The sequence below is a fragment of the Varibaculum sp. GTC20041 genome, assembly GCF_055387755.1.
On record NZ_AP041144.1, the window covers coordinates 1,313,053 to 1,330,239 of the forward strand.

16 protein-coding genes are annotated in these 17,187 nt (G+C 51.6%); 2 read left to right on the forward strand and 14 right to left on the reverse strand.

What is annotated here, in order from left to right:
* Positions 1-3 precede the first annotated feature (3 nt).
* The 9 genes from ACZ5BI_RS05550 to ACZ5BI_RS05590 form a co-directional block, all read right to left on the reverse strand.
* On the reverse strand, positions 4-657 hold the full coding sequence (locus tag ACZ5BI_RS05550) for an amino acid ABC transporter permease (RefSeq protein WP_238127432.1): 654 nt from the start codon (positions 655-657) through the stop codon (positions 4-6).
* Between the two features lie 45 nt (positions 658-702).
* Positions 703-1,509 carry an amino acid ABC transporter substrate-binding protein gene (locus tag ACZ5BI_RS05555; RefSeq protein WP_464895813.1) on the reverse strand — a complete coding sequence of 269 codons (807 nt, stop codon included), beginning with the start codon at positions 1,507-1,509 and terminating at the stop codon, positions 703-705.
* A 156-nt stretch (positions 1,510-1,665) separates the two neighbouring features.
* Positions 1,666-3,534 carry a dipeptide ABC transporter ATP-binding protein gene (locus tag ACZ5BI_RS05560; RefSeq protein WP_464896784.1) on the reverse strand — a complete coding sequence of 623 codons (1,869 nt, stop codon included), beginning with the start codon at positions 3,532-3,534 and terminating at the stop codon, positions 1,666-1,668.
* Positions 3,535-3,566: 32 nt separating this feature from the next.
* Positions 3,567-4,514 (reverse strand): ABC transporter permease, encoded by a 948-nt coding sequence (locus ACZ5BI_RS05565; protein ID WP_238127430.1) that lies wholly within the window; start codon positions 4,512-4,514, stop codon positions 3,567-3,569.
* On the reverse strand, positions 4,507-5,433 hold the full coding sequence (locus ACZ5BI_RS05570) for an ABC transporter permease (RefSeq protein ID WP_024058600.1): 927 nt from the start codon (positions 5,431-5,433) through the stop codon (positions 4,507-4,509). Before ACZ5BI_RS05570 ends, ACZ5BI_RS05565 begins: the two co-directional genes overlap by 8 nt.
* Positions 5,434-5,583: 150 nt before the next feature.
* Complete coding sequence (locus ACZ5BI_RS05575) at positions 5,584-7,224, reverse strand: peptide ABC transporter substrate-binding protein (RefSeq protein WP_464895814.1); 1,641 nt, start codon at positions 7,222-7,224, stop codon at positions 5,584-5,586.
* Between the two features lie 275 nt (positions 7,225-7,499).
* Positions 7,500-9,017: an amino acid permease gene (locus tag ACZ5BI_RS05580; RefSeq protein ID WP_464895815.1), complete on the reverse strand. Its 1,518-nt coding sequence runs from the start codon at positions 9,015-9,017 to the stop codon at positions 7,500-7,502.
* Between the two features lie 17 nt (positions 9,018-9,034).
* Positions 9,035-10,675, reverse strand: a complete 1,641-nt coding sequence (locus ACZ5BI_RS05585) for a peptide ABC transporter substrate-binding protein (RefSeq protein ID WP_464895816.1) — start codon at positions 10,673-10,675, stop codon at positions 9,035-9,037.
* A 180-nt stretch (positions 10,676-10,855) separates the two neighbouring features.
* Positions 10,856-12,541 (reverse strand): DUF885 family protein, encoded by a 1,686-nt coding sequence (locus tag ACZ5BI_RS05590; protein WP_464895817.1) that lies wholly within the window; start codon positions 12,539-12,541, stop codon positions 10,856-10,858.
* 82 nt (positions 12,542-12,623) lie between these two features.
* On the opposite strand from ACZ5BI_RS05590, the gene ACZ5BI_RS05595 reads away from it, so the two are divergent.
* The gene (locus tag ACZ5BI_RS05595; RefSeq protein ID WP_464895818.1) at positions 12,624-13,274 is read left to right on the forward strand and encodes a class I SAM-dependent methyltransferase; all 651 of its coding nucleotides are present in this window, start codon (positions 12,624-12,626) and stop codon (positions 13,272-13,274) included.
* 412 nt (positions 13,275-13,686) lie between these two features.
* Here ACZ5BI_RS05595 and ACZ5BI_RS05600 read toward each other — a convergent pair whose 3' ends face one another.
* The 4 genes from ACZ5BI_RS05600 to ACZ5BI_RS05615 form a co-directional block, all read right to left on the reverse strand.
* On the reverse strand, positions 13,687-14,055 hold the full coding sequence (locus tag ACZ5BI_RS05600) for a hypothetical protein (RefSeq protein ID WP_412585148.1): 369 nt from the start codon (positions 14,053-14,055) through the stop codon (positions 13,687-13,689).
* 11 nt (positions 14,056-14,066) lie between these two features.
* Positions 14,067-14,456, reverse strand: coding sequence for a hypothetical protein (locus tag ACZ5BI_RS05605; protein ID WP_316087029.1), 390 nt, complete (start codon positions 14,454-14,456; stop codon positions 14,067-14,069).
* Positions 14,457-14,547: 91 nt separating this feature from the next.
* Positions 14,548-14,775, reverse strand: coding sequence for a HypC/HybG/HupF family hydrogenase formation chaperone (locus tag ACZ5BI_RS05610; protein WP_022865062.1), 228 nt, complete (start codon positions 14,773-14,775; stop codon positions 14,548-14,550).
* Positions 14,776-14,834: 59 nt separating this feature from the next.
* Positions 14,835-16,091: a nickel-dependent hydrogenase large subunit gene (locus ACZ5BI_RS05615; RefSeq protein ID WP_316087030.1), complete on the reverse strand. Its 1,257-nt coding sequence runs from the start codon at positions 16,089-16,091 to the stop codon at positions 14,835-14,837.
* A 23-nt stretch (positions 16,092-16,114) separates the two neighbouring features.
* On the opposite strand from ACZ5BI_RS05615, the gene ACZ5BI_RS05620 reads away from it, so the two are divergent.
* Positions 16,115-16,471, forward strand: a complete 357-nt coding sequence (locus ACZ5BI_RS05620) for a hydrogenase maturation nickel metallochaperone HypA/HybF (RefSeq protein ID WP_316087031.1) — start codon at positions 16,115-16,117, stop codon at positions 16,469-16,471.
* A gap of 63 nt (positions 16,472-16,534) precedes the next feature.
* Here the strand turns inward: ACZ5BI_RS05620 and ACZ5BI_RS05625 are convergent, their stop codons facing one another.
* Positions 16,535-17,179 (reverse strand): hydrogenase maturation protease, encoded by a 645-nt coding sequence (locus ACZ5BI_RS05625; RefSeq protein ID WP_464895819.1) that lies wholly within the window; start codon positions 17,177-17,179, stop codon positions 16,535-16,537.
* Positions 17,180-17,187: the final 8 nt, after the last annotated feature.

The following is a 17,187-nucleotide window of genomic DNA, read 5'->3' on the forward strand; positions in this document are numbered from 1 at the left end:
TCCTCACCTAATCTTGTAGCTTCCCATACGTTTTTCAATCCGTTCCATCACCACCGCTACCACCAGGTTGAACACCCAATAGAAGATCCCGGCTGCTACGAAGGGCAGCATAGAAGCACTAGCAGCTGCCTGCTGCTTGGCGATCGTGAACATTTCCGCATAGGCAATCGCAAAAGCCAGAGAAGTATCCTTTACCAGGGTGATTACCTCGTTAGTAATCGAAGGTAACACCGTGCGGAACATTTGCGGCAACTTGATGGTCAAGAAAGTGCGCGCCGGAGAATACCCCAGTACAAAGGCGGCCTCCGACTGCCCCACCGGAATTGCCTGGAAACCGCCGCGGTAGATTTCCGCAAAATAGGCAGCATAGTTAATTGCGAAAGCAATAATCACGGCGCTGAAACGGTAGGCAGCTCCGATCTGCATTCCAAAAAGGAAGAAGGGGCCGAAATACACCACCAATAGTTGCAGCATTAAGGGGGTACCTCGCATCACCGAGATATAAAACTGGATAAACCAGGCCAACGGTTTAAAGCGGCTCACCCGTCCGCCGTAAACCACCAACCCTAAAGGTAGTGATAAAACCAGGGTGAGTGCAAAGATGATGAAGGTCTGCAGCATACCGCCGGCTAATTCCGGCAAAAACGATAAATCCATTACCCATAGCTCCCTGCGTTAGCGTTAAAAATTTGGCGCAGTCAGCTACTTGGTAACAATCGACTTTTCTAGCTGGTACTTCTTCGCGATTTTCAGGAAAGTACCGTCTTTCTTCATCTCATCCAGAGTCTTTTGTACCTGGTCGCGCAAAGCTTGGTTACCCTTCTTAAAACCGATACCGTACTGCTCGGTATGGAAAGGCGGATCCATAATCTCGAATTTGTCTTTGCCGCGCTGAGCCAGCTGATAGTCAGCTACCCCAATATCGACCGCGATTGCATCTGCCGCCCCGGCCTGCAGGGTCATAAACGCATTATTATAGTCCGGTACCTGGGTCATTTCCTTAAAGCTGGCTACCAAATCCGCGTTTTTCTTATCTTGCAGCGCAGCCAGACCAGATGAATCTACCTGCACCAACACGGTCTTGCCTTTCAAATCCGCCGGGGTCTTAATCCCCGATCCGGCTTTGGTAACGAACACAATCGAGTTGTCTACGTAGGGCTTAGAGAAAGTGTATTGCTTTTCCCGCCCGTTCATGGTGAAGCCATTCCAGATACAGTCGATAGTACCTGACTTGAGCTCCATATCTTTGGAGTCCCAATCAATAGCCCGCTTTTGTAGCTTCCAACCGTTCCGTTTGGCAACCTCGGCAGCAAGATCCAAGTCGAAACCGACATACTCTCCGCTTTTATCCTTATATCCGTAAGGAGGGAAGTTGGCGTCAAAACCCACTGTGAAGTCGTCACCCTTAGCTTTATCCGCATTCGCCGAACTTGAGCCACCTGCACATCCGGAAAGCGATAGTGCCAGCATCAGGCTGGTTAGCATTAGCAGTGTTTTCTTCAACTTCATTTGGAATCTTTCTCCCTACCCACCTGCAAGACATCTAGAGTTTAACAGAGCACCTAGCCGATCCTGGGAAACGCTTATTCTCATCTCAGAGTGCAAAACATTTTGGAATTCCTAGCTTTTGGGTATAAAACACCCGGCGGTCTTACCGATTCCTGGTTACCGCGCCCTAACGGGGAGAAAACTGCGGATTATCCAGCCTGGTAACCGGTGCGAGCTTTCAGCAAGTCCCCCCCCGGGAACCGCATCGATCAGTTCGCGGGTGTATTCCGTTTGCGGATTGGCGAAGATATCGTCAGCCTTGCCATACTCGACTAGTTTACCCTGTTCCATCACTGCGATATCGTCAGCGTTTTCACGCACCACCGCCAAGTCGTGCGTAATGAACAGATAGGTTAAGCCCAGCCGGCCTTGCAGTTCGTTAAGCAAATGCAGGATCTGATCTTGCACCAGCACATCCAACGCTGATACTGCTTCGTCCAGCACTACCAGTTCGGGGCGCAGCGCCAAGGCGCGCGCAATCGCTACCCTTTGCCGCTGCCCTCCCGACAGCTCGTTCGGGAAACGCCGCATAGCACTGCGCGGCAGCGCCACCATATCCAACAAATCCGCGACCCGCTTTTCTCGCTTAGCCCGGTCACCAATATTATGAGTGCGCAGTGGTTCTTCAATACAGCGATATACCGAGAACATAGGATCCAAAGATCCGTAAGGGTTCTGGAAAACCACCTGCATTTTGCGACAAAGCGCAAATAATTGCTTGCGCTGCAAAGTAGACAGGTCAATACCCTCGTAATAGACCTTGCCCGAGGTCGGATCGAGCAGATTAAGGATCATATTAGCGACTGTGGATTTGCCGGAACCCGATTCCCCCACTAAAGCCAAAGTGGAACCGCGCCGCACTTGGAAGGAGACGTCGTCAACCGCCCGGAAAGCCTTCTTCTTACCCTTTTGCCCGCGGATTTCAAACTCTTTAACCAAGTGCTCTACGCGGATAACCTCTTCACCGAGATGTTTTTCTAAAGGCTCGCCCAAAACATTGGTGCCCATAACTTTTTGCCCGGAGCCTTTGGCCGCCGCCACCGCCAGATTCACATCTGCCGAGGTTCGCGAGTCAATAGTACCGCTGGTCGCCTCGTCTTCGGAAGGAGAATAATTGATTTCGATCCGCCGAGACGCCAGCGAAGGCGCCGCATTAACCAGGCGCTGAGTATAGGGATGGCGCGGATCGTTCAAGATTTCGCGGGCAGGTCCCGACTCTACTACCCGCCCGCGGTGCATAACCACCAGGTGGGAGGCACGTTCTGCTGCCAACCCTAAGTCGTGGGTAATAAACAGGGTGGAGGTACCTAGCTCTTGGGTTTCTTTTTCCAAGTGATCCAGAATCCGCCGCTGCACGGTGACATCCAGCGCGCTAGTGGGCTCATCAGCGATTAACAGCTGCGGTCCGGCAGCTAAACCAATGGCAATCAGCGCGCGCTGGCGCATGCCCCCGGAAAACTCGTGCGGATACTGTTTAGAACGCGCCTCCGCATTGGGCAGGCCGGCATCCGATAAGGCCTTCATGGCCTGATCATGAATATTTCCGCCTTTAGTAGCCTCGTTATATTTCAGCGCTTCAGCTACCTGGGATCCAATTTTCCAAACTGGGTTCAGGTTCGACATCGGGTCTTGCGGAACCATCCCGATCTGGGCTCCGCGCACCTGTTGCATCTCTTTCTCCGAAAGAGTAGTTAGTTCTCGTCCCGCAAATTTAATGGATCCGCCGGCAACTTTCCCAGTCCCCGGCAACAGACCAATTATCGACATTGCCAGGGTGGATTTACCGGAACCGGACTCCCCTACAATCGCCACGGTCTGTCCGCGGTAGAGGGTGAGATTAGCTTTACGAACCGCTGGAACCACCCCGGTGGTGGACTGGAAAGTAACTTCCAAGTCTTTTACTTCCAGTAAGGGCTCGGAGGAAGCGTTCTCACTGGTTGCCGCTGCCTTGCTGACGGCATCATTTTGATCCGAGTCAGCTGCCATAATCTGATCCTTTTGGTTATTTTGATTCACGATTAATGTTTCCTCTGGTTCGGGTCGAGCGCGTCACGGATTACATCCCCCATCATGATGAAGCTCAGTACCGTAAGCGCCAAAGCGATCGAAGGCAAGAACAACACCATCGGAGCGGTGCGCAGCTGTTGCTGGGCAGTAGAGATGTCTCCGCCCCAAGAAACGATAGAGGACGGCAAGCCAATACCCATGAAGGATAGCGTCGCTTCCGCCACAATAAAGGTTCCCAGCGCCACAGTTGCATAAACAATCACGGGAGCCGCCGCATTCGGCAGAATATGGCGCAGCAAAATCCGAATGTTAGATACGCCCAGGGTATGAGCTGCAGTTACGTATTCCTCGTTCTTAATCGAAAGCACCGCGCCGCGAGTAATACGAGCAATCTGGGTCCAGCCAAAGACCCCCAACACGATTACCACCATCCAGATGGAACGGTGTTCTTTGAACATTTGCATAATCACGATGGCGGCCAGCACCATGGGGATGGCGAAGAAGATATCCACGATCCGGGAAAGGATCGCGTCTAGAATTCCCCCAAAGTAGCCGGCCAACGCCCCGAAAATAACGCCGATAATCGTGGCGGTTAGGGTCGAGAAAATCCCGACCGCGATTGAGGCACGAGCACCATAGATGATCCGAGAATAGAGGTCGCAGCCCTGTTTATCGAAACCGAAAACATGCCCCTTAGTGGGGCCTTGGAGGGAGTTTTCCAGGGTGCAGTAGGTGGGATCTTGCGAGGTAAACAGCTGCGGCACTACGGCCATCAGTACTGACAGCATGATGATCACCAACGCTACCCAAAAGAGGGGACGGCGACGCAACTGTTTCCAGGCTTCTCCCCACACCGAGGAGGGTGCCGATTCATCGGCTACGGCATCCACAGCGCCCAGGCCGGTTTCATCGACCTTGTTTACGAAATGATCTTGTCCAGGCAGTAGTTGGTTACTCATAGCGAATCCTCGGGTCTAGTACAGCGTATAACAGGTCTACTAGCAGATTAGCGACAATATAGACCAGAACCAGGACGGTGGTAACAGAAACTACCGTGGCGGCTTCACCACGTAAAATAGCCTGGTAAAGGGTGCCGCCCACACCGTTGATCGCAAAGATACCTTCGGTCACAATCGCGCCGGTCATAAGAGCCCCCAGGTCGCCACCTAGGAAAGTAGCCACTGGAATTAGCGAGTTCCGCAAGACGTGGTGGGTCATCACCCGGCTTTCGGGGATCCCTTTTGCCCGGGCAGTGCGCACGAAGTCGGCGGTCAGATTCTCGGAAACCTCTTGGCGAGTAAGCCGAATGACATAGGCACAGGAAACTGCTCCCAGCACAATCGCCGGCATCAGTAAGGACTGGAAATTAACGTTTGCCCCTACAGTCGTAGGGAGCCATCCCAGTTTTACTCCGAATAGGAACTGCAATAAGAAACCGATAACGAAAGTCGGCACCGCGATTACTACTAGGGAAATCACTAGCACGGTGGAATCAAAAATTTTGCCTTTTTTGAGTCCGGCGAAAAATCCGAAGAATATTCCGATGACGGCCTCGAAGATAATCGCCATAAAAGCCAGTTTTATCGTTACCGGGAAGGCAGTAGCCATCACTTCGGTAACTTCCCTACCCGAGAAGGTTTTCCCGAAATCTAGGGTGACGATTCCCTTTAGATACAGCAAATACTGCATCCACAGCGGTTTATCCAGGTTGTATTCCGCCCGAATTTGCGCGGCTACCGAGGGGGGTAGTCCCTTATCTCCGCCTAGTGCCTGCACCGGGTCACCCGGCATGGCATACACCATGGCGAAAATCAGGAACGTTGCCCCAAAGAATACCGGGATCATCTGCAGTAGACGATGCCCTATGTATCTGAGCATTGGTCTCTCCTTGACTATAAGCTGTGTTAAACCTTATCGCGTTACAGCGCCCAGCAAAAAACCGGAGGCGGGTCAAAAGGCATTTTCTACCTTGAGACCCGCCTCCGCACCTGCATTTACAGCAGGATTATCTTTTGTTTCTCGCTGTCTTTAAGCGTTCTTAGTGATCTCGTAGTAAACCGGTTCACTCTTCCAGTTAAAGGCCACGTTCGAAACGTTGTCTTTATTCCAGACACCCAGAACATTTTGGTACCACAGCGGGATGGCGGGTAGATCGGTGAACAGAATCGATTGCGCCTGCGCAAACTTCGCATCCTGCTCGTCACCAACCGGCAGCTTGGAGATCTCTACCATCAGTTTGTTGAACTCTTCGTTGTTGTACTTACCGTCGTTGGAGTTACCGTTCTTAGAGTATAGGGGCTCCAAGAAGTTACTCATACCCGGGTAATCAGCTTGCCACCCAGAGCGGAAAGCACCTTTGATGGTTTCCTGGGTAATAGCATCGCGCAAGCCTTTGAAGTCCGGGTAGGGATCGCCGACTGCCTCAATACCCAAGTTGGTCTTGAGCTGGTTTGCGACAGCATCTACCCAGTCTTTATGGGAAGAATCAGAGTTGTAACCGATGGTGAACTTGCCCTCGAACTTGGAAATCGCATCAGCTTTCGCCCACAGTTCCTTAGCCTTAGCTTTATCGAACTTCAATACTTCCGCGCCTTTAACCTGTTTCATAACTTTGTCGTAGTTAGGCATGGCCGGAGAAGTGAAGTCTTTCGCCGGTACGCGGGTCTTCTGGAAGATCTTCTCACAAATGCTTGCCCGGTCAAGAGCGTAAGAAATCGCTTGCCGGCGCAGGCGGCCTTCCTCATCCATCCCGAAGTGCTTTAAGCGATCCGGAATCGTGAAGGACTGGAAAACTGCTACCGGTATATTCGCGTTAGAATCCGGGAAATCAGACTGGAAGGTATTCATAGCGGCAGCGGGGACATCATCGAGTACATCCAGCTGACCAGACTGCACATCGGCATAGGCCGCATCAGACTTGGTATAAATCTTAAAAGTGACTCCACCGTTCTTAGCTTCGCGCGGACCGGCGTACTTGTCGTTCTTTACCAGTTCAATAGATTCATTGTGGTGCCAGCCCTTGTCCTTGAGCATATAAGGACCAGAGGTAACCGTGGGGTTCTGACCGTAAGCTTTCATATCTTTGAAAGCCACATCCGGCAGCGGCACATAGGCAGAGTAGCCCAAACGCAGCGCAAAGTCAGAAGTCGGCTGGTTCAAAGTTACTTCAAAAGTGTAATCGTCAATCTTCTTCAAGCCGGCCAATTCCGGAACATCGGGTGCCTGAGCTCCTTCTTCTTCGGGACCGGGGGTAAAGCCCTTAATAACCTCGAAGAAAGAGGAAGACATTTGCGCGTTCTTCGGGTTTGCCCCGTAGTTCCAGGCCTTGATGTAGTTATCGGCCTTAATGGGTGAACCATCGGAGAACTTGGCGTCTTTCTTGAGTTTAATCGTCCAAACTACTTGATCTTTAGACTCAATCGACTCGGCCAGTTCGTTCTTGGCCTCTCCCGTCTTAGGCTCGTAATAGACCAGGCCAGAGAATAGCGCATCTATAACGCGTCCACCACCGGTTTCATTCGTAGAAGTCGGAATCAGGGGATTTTGTGGTTCTACGGTATTTACAGTAATAATCCCTTTGTCATCTGCCTTCGCTGCGGAAGAGTCGCCAGCCCCATTTGAACAACCGGCGAGCCCAAGGGAAAGAGCAAGTGCAGATGCAAGGGCCAATGCGCCCCGTCGTTTCACTATTGCCTCCAAGCTTGTTGCTTACATTACTAAAGCTGATGTATCAGCAGAATTGTTGACACGATCACAGCCAATATAGCATTCCTAGTTATAGTTTTTACAAAATCCCAAGATTTTCTCGACTTGCTTTTGATGAACCGATAACTGGTAGGATACCGACTACTCAGAAAACTAGCAGAGATTCTTAGGGAATCTACAGGGAACCTCCAAAGCCGATGATGCCGATGTCGCCCGCCGTTCGAGCAATATATGTCTTTCTAGATATGACGGGATAGGTCCGCTTCTTCCGGCTTTACTTTCGGCGTGCGGGTAACTAGCTTATGTCCTCCCCAGAGAGCCAAGAAGAACAGTAGCCCAATATAAATTGCCAAGAAGTCCATAATCGAGGCTTCCCCGCTAATCACATCCAAAGACTGACCAACTATCACTACCGCGCACATTAGGAGCGCAATAATCGGTCCTGCGGGATAGAAACTAGCTTTGTAGGGCAGGTCACTTACCGATTTTCCTTGGGCTTTATAGGCGCGCCGGAAACAGTAATGAGACCAGGCGATTCCCATCCAGGTAATAAAGCCTGCAAGCCCGGAAGCATTCACCAACCATACATAGACCTGACCGGTACCTACGCGCGAGGTGGCGAAGCAAAGTGCGCCTACCAAACTGGTAGCCACTAGTGCCATTAGAGGTACGCCGTGACCGGTCAGCCGAGCGAAAATCGCCGGTGCTTTCTTTTCTTTGGCCAGGGAATAGAGCATCCGGGTGGCAACATACATTCCGGAGTTACCGGCAGACAGAATTGAAGTTAAGATAACCGCGTTCATTACGCCCGCAGCTACCGCTATCCCGGCTCGTTCAAAAAGCAGAGTAAAGGGGGACTTGGTAACGGCCTCGGTAAAGCCTTGGGCAGTATCAGAATCGGCACTCGCTCCCTGTAAGAGGGCGGGATCCGAATAGGGAATCAGGAAGGCAATCACCGCGATCGCGCCGATATAGAACAGCAGAATCCGCACAAATACCGCCCTAGTAGCCCGGGGAACATTAGTTTCCGGATCTTGGGTTTCCCCAGCCGCTATCCCGATCATCTCGGTACCTTGGAAGGAGAATCCAGCAATCATAAAGACCCCCATAATGCCCCAGAATCCATTAACGAAGGGAGCATCTCCCCGCGTAAAGTTAGTGAATCCTGGAGATTCTCCCCCCATAATCCCGAGCACCATTAAAATCCCTAGTACCAGGAAGACGATTACGGTTACTACTTTGATAGAGGCAAACCAAAACTCAGATTCACCGAAACCACGAACTGTAAAGGCGTTAAGGGCAAACAGAATTATCAGGAATAACAGTGACCATATCCAGGCCGGTACCACCGATTCTGGAAACCAGTATTGCATCACGATAGTAGCGGCAACTAGCTCCGCTGCTACGGTGATTGCCCAGTTGTACCAGTAGTTCCACCCTTGCGCAAAACCAAATGATTTGGATACATAGCGGGTAGCGAAAACTTCGAAAGCACCCGAGGTGGGACAATAGGTAGCCATCTCTCCCAGGGATTGCATCAGGAAGAACACCATGATGCCGATCGCGCCATAGGCAACTAGGGCACCACCGGGGCCAGCACCGGTAATAGTACCGCCGGAGGCCACAAACAGTCCCGTACCGATCGCTCCCCCGATGGCGATCATATTCAGATGTCGTGCCTTTAATTTGCGATGCAACTGGGCACCTTCTGCCTGGGATAATTCGAGATTACTATCAGAAATTTCGCTACTGGCCACGGCATCCTCCGAGATGGTTATTTTCTAGTAACTTTATGAAAAGCTACCTCACCTTTCCAATCTGTAGTCACCTTGCCCACATGTTGACTAAATCCAATGTTTGAGCTGGGAGACCATAGCGGTATCGAAGGCAGATCGGCTAGCAGCAGAGTCTGTGCCTGTTGATAGAGTTCTCTAGCCTCTGAAGCTGTATCTGCCGCCTGCGCCCTCGTCAAAAGCTCGGCGTACGCGGGATTGTCATATCCCATTTTGTTACCATTACCGCCTTTTACGTAGCGTCCGGCGAGCAGGTTATTTGGAGAGGGATACCCCATTGACCATCCCATCCGGAAAGGCCCGGTAAAGGAATGTTGATCCATCATTTCCATCAGAGTTTTGAAATCCGGTTTAGGATCACCGACTGCTTTAATCCCCAGAGCGTTCGACAACTGGTTACAAATTGCATCTACCCACGGCTGATTAGATTCGTTGGAGTTATAGGTAATTTTTAGTTCTCCCTGCCAGGGATGGATCTTATCGGCAGCTTCCCAGGCTTGTTTGGCAGCTGCAGCATCAAATTCCAGCACCTTGTTGCTTTCGGTGCCCCGCTCGATATGTCCCAAAATCTGCGGGGGTATGAAATCAGTGGCTGCCTTGCGGGTGCCGTAGAAAATAGTTTTTATTATTTCTTCCCGATTAATAGCTTGCGATATTGCCCGGCGCCGCAGTTTTCCTTCCTCACCTGAGAAGTGTTTCGTCTGGTAGTCAATATCTAAGGTCTGCATCCCGGCTTGCACCGCGCTGATCCGTCTGTTCCCCAAATCCTTTTTAGAATTAGGCAATTCGCCATCCGGGATTTGGTCAAGCACATCCAAATTCCCGGCTAAAAGATCCTGGTAAGCAGCCGATAAATCGGCATAGATTTTAACTTCCAGTCCCGCGTTTTTTGCCTCGCGCGGCCCGCGATAGGTAGTGGATTTATCCAGTAGTATCTGACTGGAAGGCTCCCAATTAGTAAGCGTGTAGGGACCGTTGCCCACCGGTTTTTGCCCAAACTCTTTTTTAATTCTCCCTTGTTTATCAAAAGCGTTGTCCGGGAGCGGATAAAAACCATTGATCCCCAGGCGATTAGAAAAGTCAGCCACCGGACGTTTCAACTTGATAGTTATTTTGTCGTCACCGTTAGCCATGACCCCACTGAGGTTACCGGTTCCATCTTCTTCAGCACCCTCGATTGCTTCATAAGCAGTGGTCGCCCCCAATTTTTGCGCAGCTGAGGCCTTCCAGGCACGCACAAAATTCTTCGCCAACACCGGAGTGCCATCAGAGAATTTACGATCAGTATTCAGTTGAATGGTCCAAGTTTTATGGTCGGAAGAATCTGTAATTTCTTGAGCCACATCGTTTATCACTTGTCCCTGCTTGTCATAGGTGACCAAACCGGCAAACAGTAAATCAATAATCTTAATTCCGGCTTCGTCATCGGCAGCTGCCGGGATTAGTCCACGAGCTGGCTCTTCGCCATTAATTAGTATCCGATCAACCGAATCTGCTGGGGTGTTGTTACTACAAGCGGTCAGACCTCCAGCAGCTAGGATGGTTACTGCTAGGACTGTTAGGGGGAGCCAACGACTGCGCATAGTCTTAGCCTTTCTAAAACCGGAATGATTAGCTTTCATAATACTAATTTATTACTGTTAATTGATATTTTGGGCAGATTGCTTTTGATTTTCCAAAATTAATAGAAATAATCCTTATTTTTCGCTGAGAGCAACATAAACAGCTCGAACATAAGGTTTTACGGGCAAGTAATCGCTATCCCTGACTCAGTCAGGTGACTGCGGCAGTAACTGCTTGGTCTAGTCGGAAGCTGCGTCCGCGAGTACCTCAAAATGAACTGCTCCGGCCGGGGCTACTTTCCGCACAAAATCCGCAAAACCGGTGCCCCCAGAGGCTAGGAATTGCTGATAAATCGCTTTCCAACGCCGCCATCCGTACCAGGGAGCCACACTCAACGCGGGAACCCCTAGGTATCGTTGATGCAACAGCACCCGGTTCCCGGGGAGCGATACGGTATCGCGGAGGTATGCGACAGCCTCCGGTAGTCCCCAAGTTTTCCCTTCCCCTTGCGCTCCGTATAACTGCAGATCCGCTAGAGCCAGCGCTACATAACTCGTAAGGCGCTCCTGGATTCGCAAACTGATCTCACTAGGGATATCCCAAAGTTTCGGCGCCATTTCCAGGGCGAAAAGATCCCAACCCAAATTGGATACTGGCAAATGTGCAGCTATCCGCGTAAACAGATTAGCGCCGAAAGCTTCACGCGCTCGCGAGTAGAGATGAGATCCAGGAATGCCCTTTTCCAGAGCAGCTAGCGCAAAGTAGCGGTTATCAATTTCTAGGAAAGAGTCGAAGGCTTCACCACTAGTAACCGTAGGGTTCTCGGTGTCTTGATAGGAGTAGGGAGCCCTGCTGGCAGCGCATTTGCGCGGTAATACCCGATTGTTTTTTGTCAGGCGGATACCTGCGGAATAGTAAGGATGTACTAGGCAACCGTGGGGATCATTTTCCCATTTCAAGGGAAAGGTTTCGGGATTTACCAGCTCGGATAGTTCCGGATCCACCTGGGAGTGGAAACCTTCCCAAGCATCTTCCATCGCCCAAGTTAGTACGTTAAAGCCATCTGCAACTTCTAAATCAGAGAGTCGATAGGCATGCTTATCCCCCAACTCGCTCCGCAACTGGTCACAGGAAGCCCGCAGGCGCGCCAAATCTTGACTAGCTGTTTCAAAAAGCTCACCCGGATTGGGCTCAGTGACTCCTATGCCCGATAAGGAAATAAAATATGAGTGCGGATCAATCGGACCAATGGGCGAACATGCCGGCAGAATTTCCTGTTTCAAATAATCTGCAATCTCTGAAAAGACGCCTTGAGCAGTAGAAACTCCCCGCTCAAATGCCCGCTTACTCATTTGCGACAGGCGGGTATTGCTCATCTCCGCGCGTTTACATTCATAAATATCATGCTCTGGATTCGCCAGGATGGTTGCCTGCCCCAATACCATTTCCATGACTTCCCGGGGGAACGTCCAGCCACGATCTCGAGATTCTTTCATCGTGGTTTTTAGTCCCGTAAACGCTTGGTCAAGAGCCAGGAATCTGCGGGTAAGATTACCCACCGCTGCCTCGCTGCTTACATCCATTAGTTTGAGCGTTTCCGCAAACACCTGGATCGGCGAGTTGGTTCCGCTAATCTCGGAAGTTAAAAACCCAGATTCGAACTTTTCTTGTTCCGCGCGTGCCCAAAGGGTAAATCCCTGGGCTTCTCGGATCTCACGAGCTGATCCCTTTGGGGTCTTTGCCACCCGCTCTAAAGTGTCTTTTCGCAGATTGTAGCGTTCAGAAATCCCCGGAGGCGAATAATCCGGCAAGAAAGCGTCATATCCGGAGATTCCCCACTCGGATGCTTTGAAAGGGTCAATCCGGGCATAGGCGGTGACGTATTGATCAAGTACGCTATCGATCTGCTTAACCTCGTTAGTCAATCGCACCTCCTATTCTCTTCGCTCACGGCCTGCCACCGGTAGTCCCGGCTAGATCGCTAGGCTATCGGTTTAGCCCTATATTATGGCTTACACGCACGAGGAAACTAAAAATAATACTCTAGAAGTGATGGAACAGTATTTCACGGATCAACCCGCCGCACTTGCGGCAGAACGCACCCATATCGAGGTGATTTTGGCTGGCAAAAAACTAAGCTTAGAGGGCGCGCAGGGAGTGTTTTCTGCTCGCCAGCTTGATAAAGCCACCTCGGTACTATTAGCTGAAGCACCTGACCCACCTGAAGCCGGTACTTTCTTGGATCTAGGTTGTGGCTGGGGTCCGCTAGCAATCAGCTTGGGAATCTTCAGGCCTGAGGCGAAGGTACTAGCAGTTGACGTCAGTGAACGCGCCCGAGATCTCACCCGCACGAATGCCCAGCGAGCAGGAGTTTGCCTGCAGGTAGGCTCGCCTGAGGAGATTTTCGCGGCCGCAAAAGCTGCCGGAGGACTCGATCTGATCTGGTCTAATCCCCCGGTGCGGATCGGGAAAAAACCACTTCAAGAGCTACTGCTCACCTGGTTGCCGTTATTAAATCCGGGTGGAGAAGCGATTTTAGTTATGGGGAAGAATCTAGGCGCAGATTCGATGCAAAAGTGGCTGTGCGCGCAAGGGTTCCCCACCCGCCGCCTGGCCTCCAAGAAAGGTTTTCGCCTGTTAGCCGTCTCCCCTGCCTAGTTTGCGACTAATCCCGGAATACGCGGGGGATAACTTTTTCCTCCCGCCCAAGAATTCGGAAAAAGACCGCAGGCATTTTCCGAATTCTTATGCCCACCGCACCCACTCGGATAAAAGTTATCCCCCGCGCTCGCTGGTGCCACCTACGTAAGGGTCGAGCCGTAAAAGATGCGAGAGGGGACTTGAGCCGAGCGCAGCGAGGATCACCGGGGCCCCCGAGCGCTTTTACGACCCGACCCAATGCGAGAGGAAAAATGAACTCCCCGCGTTTATTAGAGCTAGTGCCTGTTCATGAGCTACTGCAGATATAACAAGCGCGGGCAGATACTTTTCTCAGTATCTGCCCGCGTAGCTTCGGAATTTTATTTATTTATTCAGCAAGTTTTCCCTGGTGGAAAAACTGCTATTGTCCTTAACGAGAAGCCACTAAATCTTTTGCGTCGACACTGGTATCCCGGTCAAGAGCAGTTTCTCGTTGAGCCAGCAGCTGGGTACGGACTCCGCGAGGATCCTTAACGATAAGGTAACCGATCCAGACAATGCCGGCCAGTGCTACCACGAACAGACCCAGGTAGGCATCGTTGAGCATATCGCTGGCTGCGGGTGAAAACACCTCTGCGCCCTCTTCGATATATTCAGCAGCTAGGTCAACTGTCCACATTAGGGAGGCGCCCCAGTACATCCAGCAGAGGAGGTCTACCCGCATCTTTGACTGGGGGGCATGCGCATACCACCAGGCGGTGCTGGCAATCGCCGCAAAAAGTGTAATCACTAAAGTCATGGTTTACTTCCTTAAGCGTCGATCTTCTCGGTAACTACTTTGCTGCGTCGTTCACTGGCGCGAATCAGGGCGAGTCCAATCCCCCAAACTGCGGTGACCAGCAGTGCCATCCCGACCCCCACGGTACCCATCTCAAATAGCATTTGCTGGGTGGTGGAACGCTCCGTGAGCGCCGATAGGAAGGGGAAATAAGGGATTACTTCCCCATGCCACAGGTGTTCAAAAGCCAGCAGCAAGGCTCCGCCCCATAGCAGGTTGGTTAGCCAGGTCAGCTTGCGAACTAGATTTAATGAACGTTCGGTGCTTTCCGGGGTGGCGCCTTTGTGCGCTTTCCTTGCGATCTGTTTCTTAGCTACCGTTACTGCCGCTGCTTCAGCAGCAGGAACAATAAAACATGCCATGATAACTCCTTCGAATATCTATGAGCTTGCTACCGAGTTTAACAAATAATCCGCTTTCGAAAAGAATACTTCCATCTCTCCGCACGCGCTTCTAGGAGATCATCCCCAGCTCTCGCCAGGTATCTAAGGACTCTTGGGCTTCCTCGGCAGTTAAAAGATTCATTGCAAAACCATTTTGAATTAGGACATAGTCGCCCACGCGCGCCTCGGGAAGATAGGCCATACAAGCGTCCTGGACTTGTCCAGCTACATCGATACGCCCCATCGGCATCACGCCCGACTCAATCGATAAGATTTTGCAGGGCACTCCCACACACATGGCCTTAGTCCTTTCTTGCCGGGATACTGGAATCTCTCACTTTAGGATACCCCTCGCTACTAATGCTGGGTATCAACCTGCAGCCCCATTTGCCCCTCCGGCGCCGAGCTGAGCGGTAAACAGGGATCAGCCTCGCGAATTGATTGCTCTAGAGCCGCTTGCCTGTCGGCATCTTCCTTAGCGATAGCCTGGGTTAATAAATCTGCCAGCCAGGGTTCGTTTTGTGCAGTGGGGGTGAGAATCGTAGCGGCAGTAATTATCCCCTGGGGATCGCTGCGGTAAGTATGAGCCAGCAGTCCGCGCGGACCATCAACCAGCCCGGTAGCAATTCCCTCTGTAAAACGTAACTGCTTCTCCGACGGACCCGCTTCCAATTCCCCTAACTCAAGCAGGCGTAATAGCTCAGAAACTAGCTCGACAGTTTTTTCCAGGACATGCAAAGTAATGATGACTCTCGCACTAGCAGCATCGCGGCCACCCGCTAACCAGCGCTCTTGCGCCTTGCTGGCGAGCTCACTGGGCAAAACCCCCACGGAAAGTTGCGCGACCGGGCCTACCCGATAGCGTCCCGGGACTGGCCCCAAAGCGCTCAAATAGGGGCGCGGTGCCGGCGCACCCGGGTTTTCTTCCGCTACCTGCTGGTTCCATTCCTCGAAGTCAAACTCTTTCCAGATCGACCCGGCGCGCGCTGCCCGAACCTTGTTTCCAAAAATATCCGGATCTGCGTCCTCGTTAATCAGAGCCAAATCTGCCCCGGCAAATTGGCTGGATACTTCGGTATGGGCTTGCTGGTTGAAAGCGAGTTCGCATAGCTTTTTGGCGCTTGCTAGCGCTGCCGGGAGCTCTTCTTTCAGCTTTGTTAAATTTTCGATACTAGGCAAGTTCCTGACCCCGCCCGGTACGGCAGTAATTGGGAAATGCCCTGGCGACCCTGCCGCAACCAGCATTTTCTTAGAAATTTTTTTTAACGCAATCCCACTATCGCGGTCTTGGCGCAAGAAGCGTAGCGAATGGGTTTCCACTACCGATCCGTAATGTAATAGGCGGCGGGTAAGCTCGGCTACCGGGGATATTTCATTATTGCGACTGAGGGCGTCGAGGGCGCGGATTCCAGCCAAATGGTGCGCTACCGGGCAAATCCCGCACAAATGCTCGGTCATTTTCAATGCTTCCAGGGCAGATTTTCCCACCAACATTGCATCAATCCGCGGCAACCCTTGCAGATCAAAATGGGCATGAGACTTCCCTTGTGAGTCTGGGGTTATCACTACCCGTCCTTGCATCGGATCAATGATTTCATCTAGGTTGATTTTCATTACTCTCCTGAGAAAATAAATATATGCATGAACTTGGGCTATTAACTTCGGTAGTGGCGGCGGTGGAAAAAGCAGCCGCTGACGCTGAATATCAGGTTACCCGAGTTGAAAAAGTCGCGCTAAATGTCGGTACTATGTCCGGCGCCATTCCAGAAGCCCTGTATGGTTCCTGGCCAATAGCTCGCGAAAATACCATTTGTGCTACTGCCGAGCTGGAGATCAACCCTATTTCCGCTAGTGTTTTCTGCCCCGGCTGTGCTAAAGATGTAGAGATTGACGAATTTTTCGCGCTGCTTTGCCCAGAATGCGGCATGCCTACCGGCAATCTCACTCACGGCCGCGAGTTTGAAATTTCCTGGGTGGAGTGGGATCAGAACTAACGCTCGTACTATACCAAGTAAAAACGGCTGCCGATTGCAAGCAGCCAATCGCTCACGGGGGAGCTATTTAAGCCACGAGTCTAGGATTTCGGCAGCATAACCAACCGCCGGTTTTATTCCCGATGCTGCGGTGGCGGTTAAACCTAAGTGTAGATCGACCTTTTCGCTAACTACCCCCACAACTTCCAGTACATCTGGTTCTTTTCCAGTAAGACGTGCGGAGCTTAGCACATCTAGCAGTCCCACCTGGTGCGGTGACATCTTCATCGAAAGCAGACGGGGCACATGATCCCCACTCATATGCAATGCCTGTCCCGGATGGCGCCCCTTACCCGGAGCTATTGAATCTAGGATCAAAAGCCGCTCGGCTTCTTGCACTACCGGAACCAGTTCCATACCGTTCGTTCCGCCTTCTATCAGTGAAAGCTCTCCCTTGGCCATCGCGGCCTTCCAAGCAGGGCGTTGGGGCACTAATGCTTGTAATCCCGCTAGAATTTCTAAGCCTATGCCATCATCACCCATGATCGGGTTTCCCACTGCCAAGACGGTAAAACGGCTTCCTTCCCAGGCACTACCATCAGCCTGCGAGGTGTCCGGAAGGGGTAAATAGTTATCGCTGCTGTTTGAACCTAAGGGAGTTTCCCCTGGTAAACTCGCAGGAAACTGCGGGGTAAAGCCCCCCGCAGGATTCAAGTCACCTGCTGACATCTATTCCT

Bases quoted from the DNA above. Each gene is read 5' to 3' on its own strand.
- ACZ5BI_RS05550 (WP_238127432.1), bottom strand. From the start codon at position 657: ATGGATTTATCGTTTTTGCCGGAATTAGCCGGCGGTATGCTGCAGACC.
- ACZ5BI_RS05555 (WP_464895813.1), bottom strand. From the start codon at position 1,509: ATGAAGTTGAAGAAAACACTGCTAATGCTAACCAGCCTGATGCTGGCA.
- ACZ5BI_RS05560 (WP_464896784.1), bottom strand. From the start codon at position 3,534: ATGGCAGCTGACTCGGATCAAAATGATGCCGTCAGCAAGGCAGCGGCA.
- ACZ5BI_RS05565 (WP_238127430.1), bottom strand. From the start codon at position 4,514: ATGAGTAACCAACTACTGCCTGGACAAGATCATTTCGTAAACAAGGTC.
- ACZ5BI_RS05570 (WP_024058600.1), bottom strand. From the start codon at position 5,433: ATGCTCAGATACATAGGGCATCGTCTACTGCAGATGATCCCGGTATTC.
- ACZ5BI_RS05585 (WP_464895816.1), bottom strand. From the start codon at position 10,675: ATGAAAGCTAATCATTCCGGTTTTAGAAAGGCTAAGACTATGCGCAGT.
- ACZ5BI_RS05595 (WP_464895818.1), top strand. From the start codon at position 12,624: ATGGCTTACACGCACGAGGAAACTAAAAATAATACTCTAGAAGTGATG.
- ACZ5BI_RS05600 (WP_412585148.1), bottom strand. From the start codon at position 14,055: ATGACTTTAGTGATTACACTTTTTGCGGCGATTGCCAGCACCGCCTGG.
- ACZ5BI_RS05605 (WP_316087029.1), bottom strand. From the start codon at position 14,456: ATGGCATGTTTTATTGTTCCTGCTGCTGAAGCAGCGGCAGTAACGGTA.
- ACZ5BI_RS05610 (WP_022865062.1), bottom strand. From the start codon at position 14,775: ATGTGTGTGGGAGTGCCCTGCAAAATCTTATCGATTGAGTCGGGCGTG.
- ACZ5BI_RS05615 (WP_316087030.1), bottom strand. From the start codon at position 16,091: ATGAAAATCAACCTAGATGAAATCATTGATCCGATGCAAGGACGGGTA.
- ACZ5BI_RS05620 (WP_316087031.1), top strand. From the start codon at position 16,115: ATGCATGAACTTGGGCTATTAACTTCGGTAGTGGCGGCGGTGGAAAAA.
- ACZ5BI_RS05625 (WP_464895819.1), bottom strand. From the start codon at position 17,179: ATGTCAGCAGGTGACTTGAATCCTGCGGGGGGCTTTACCCCGCAGTTT.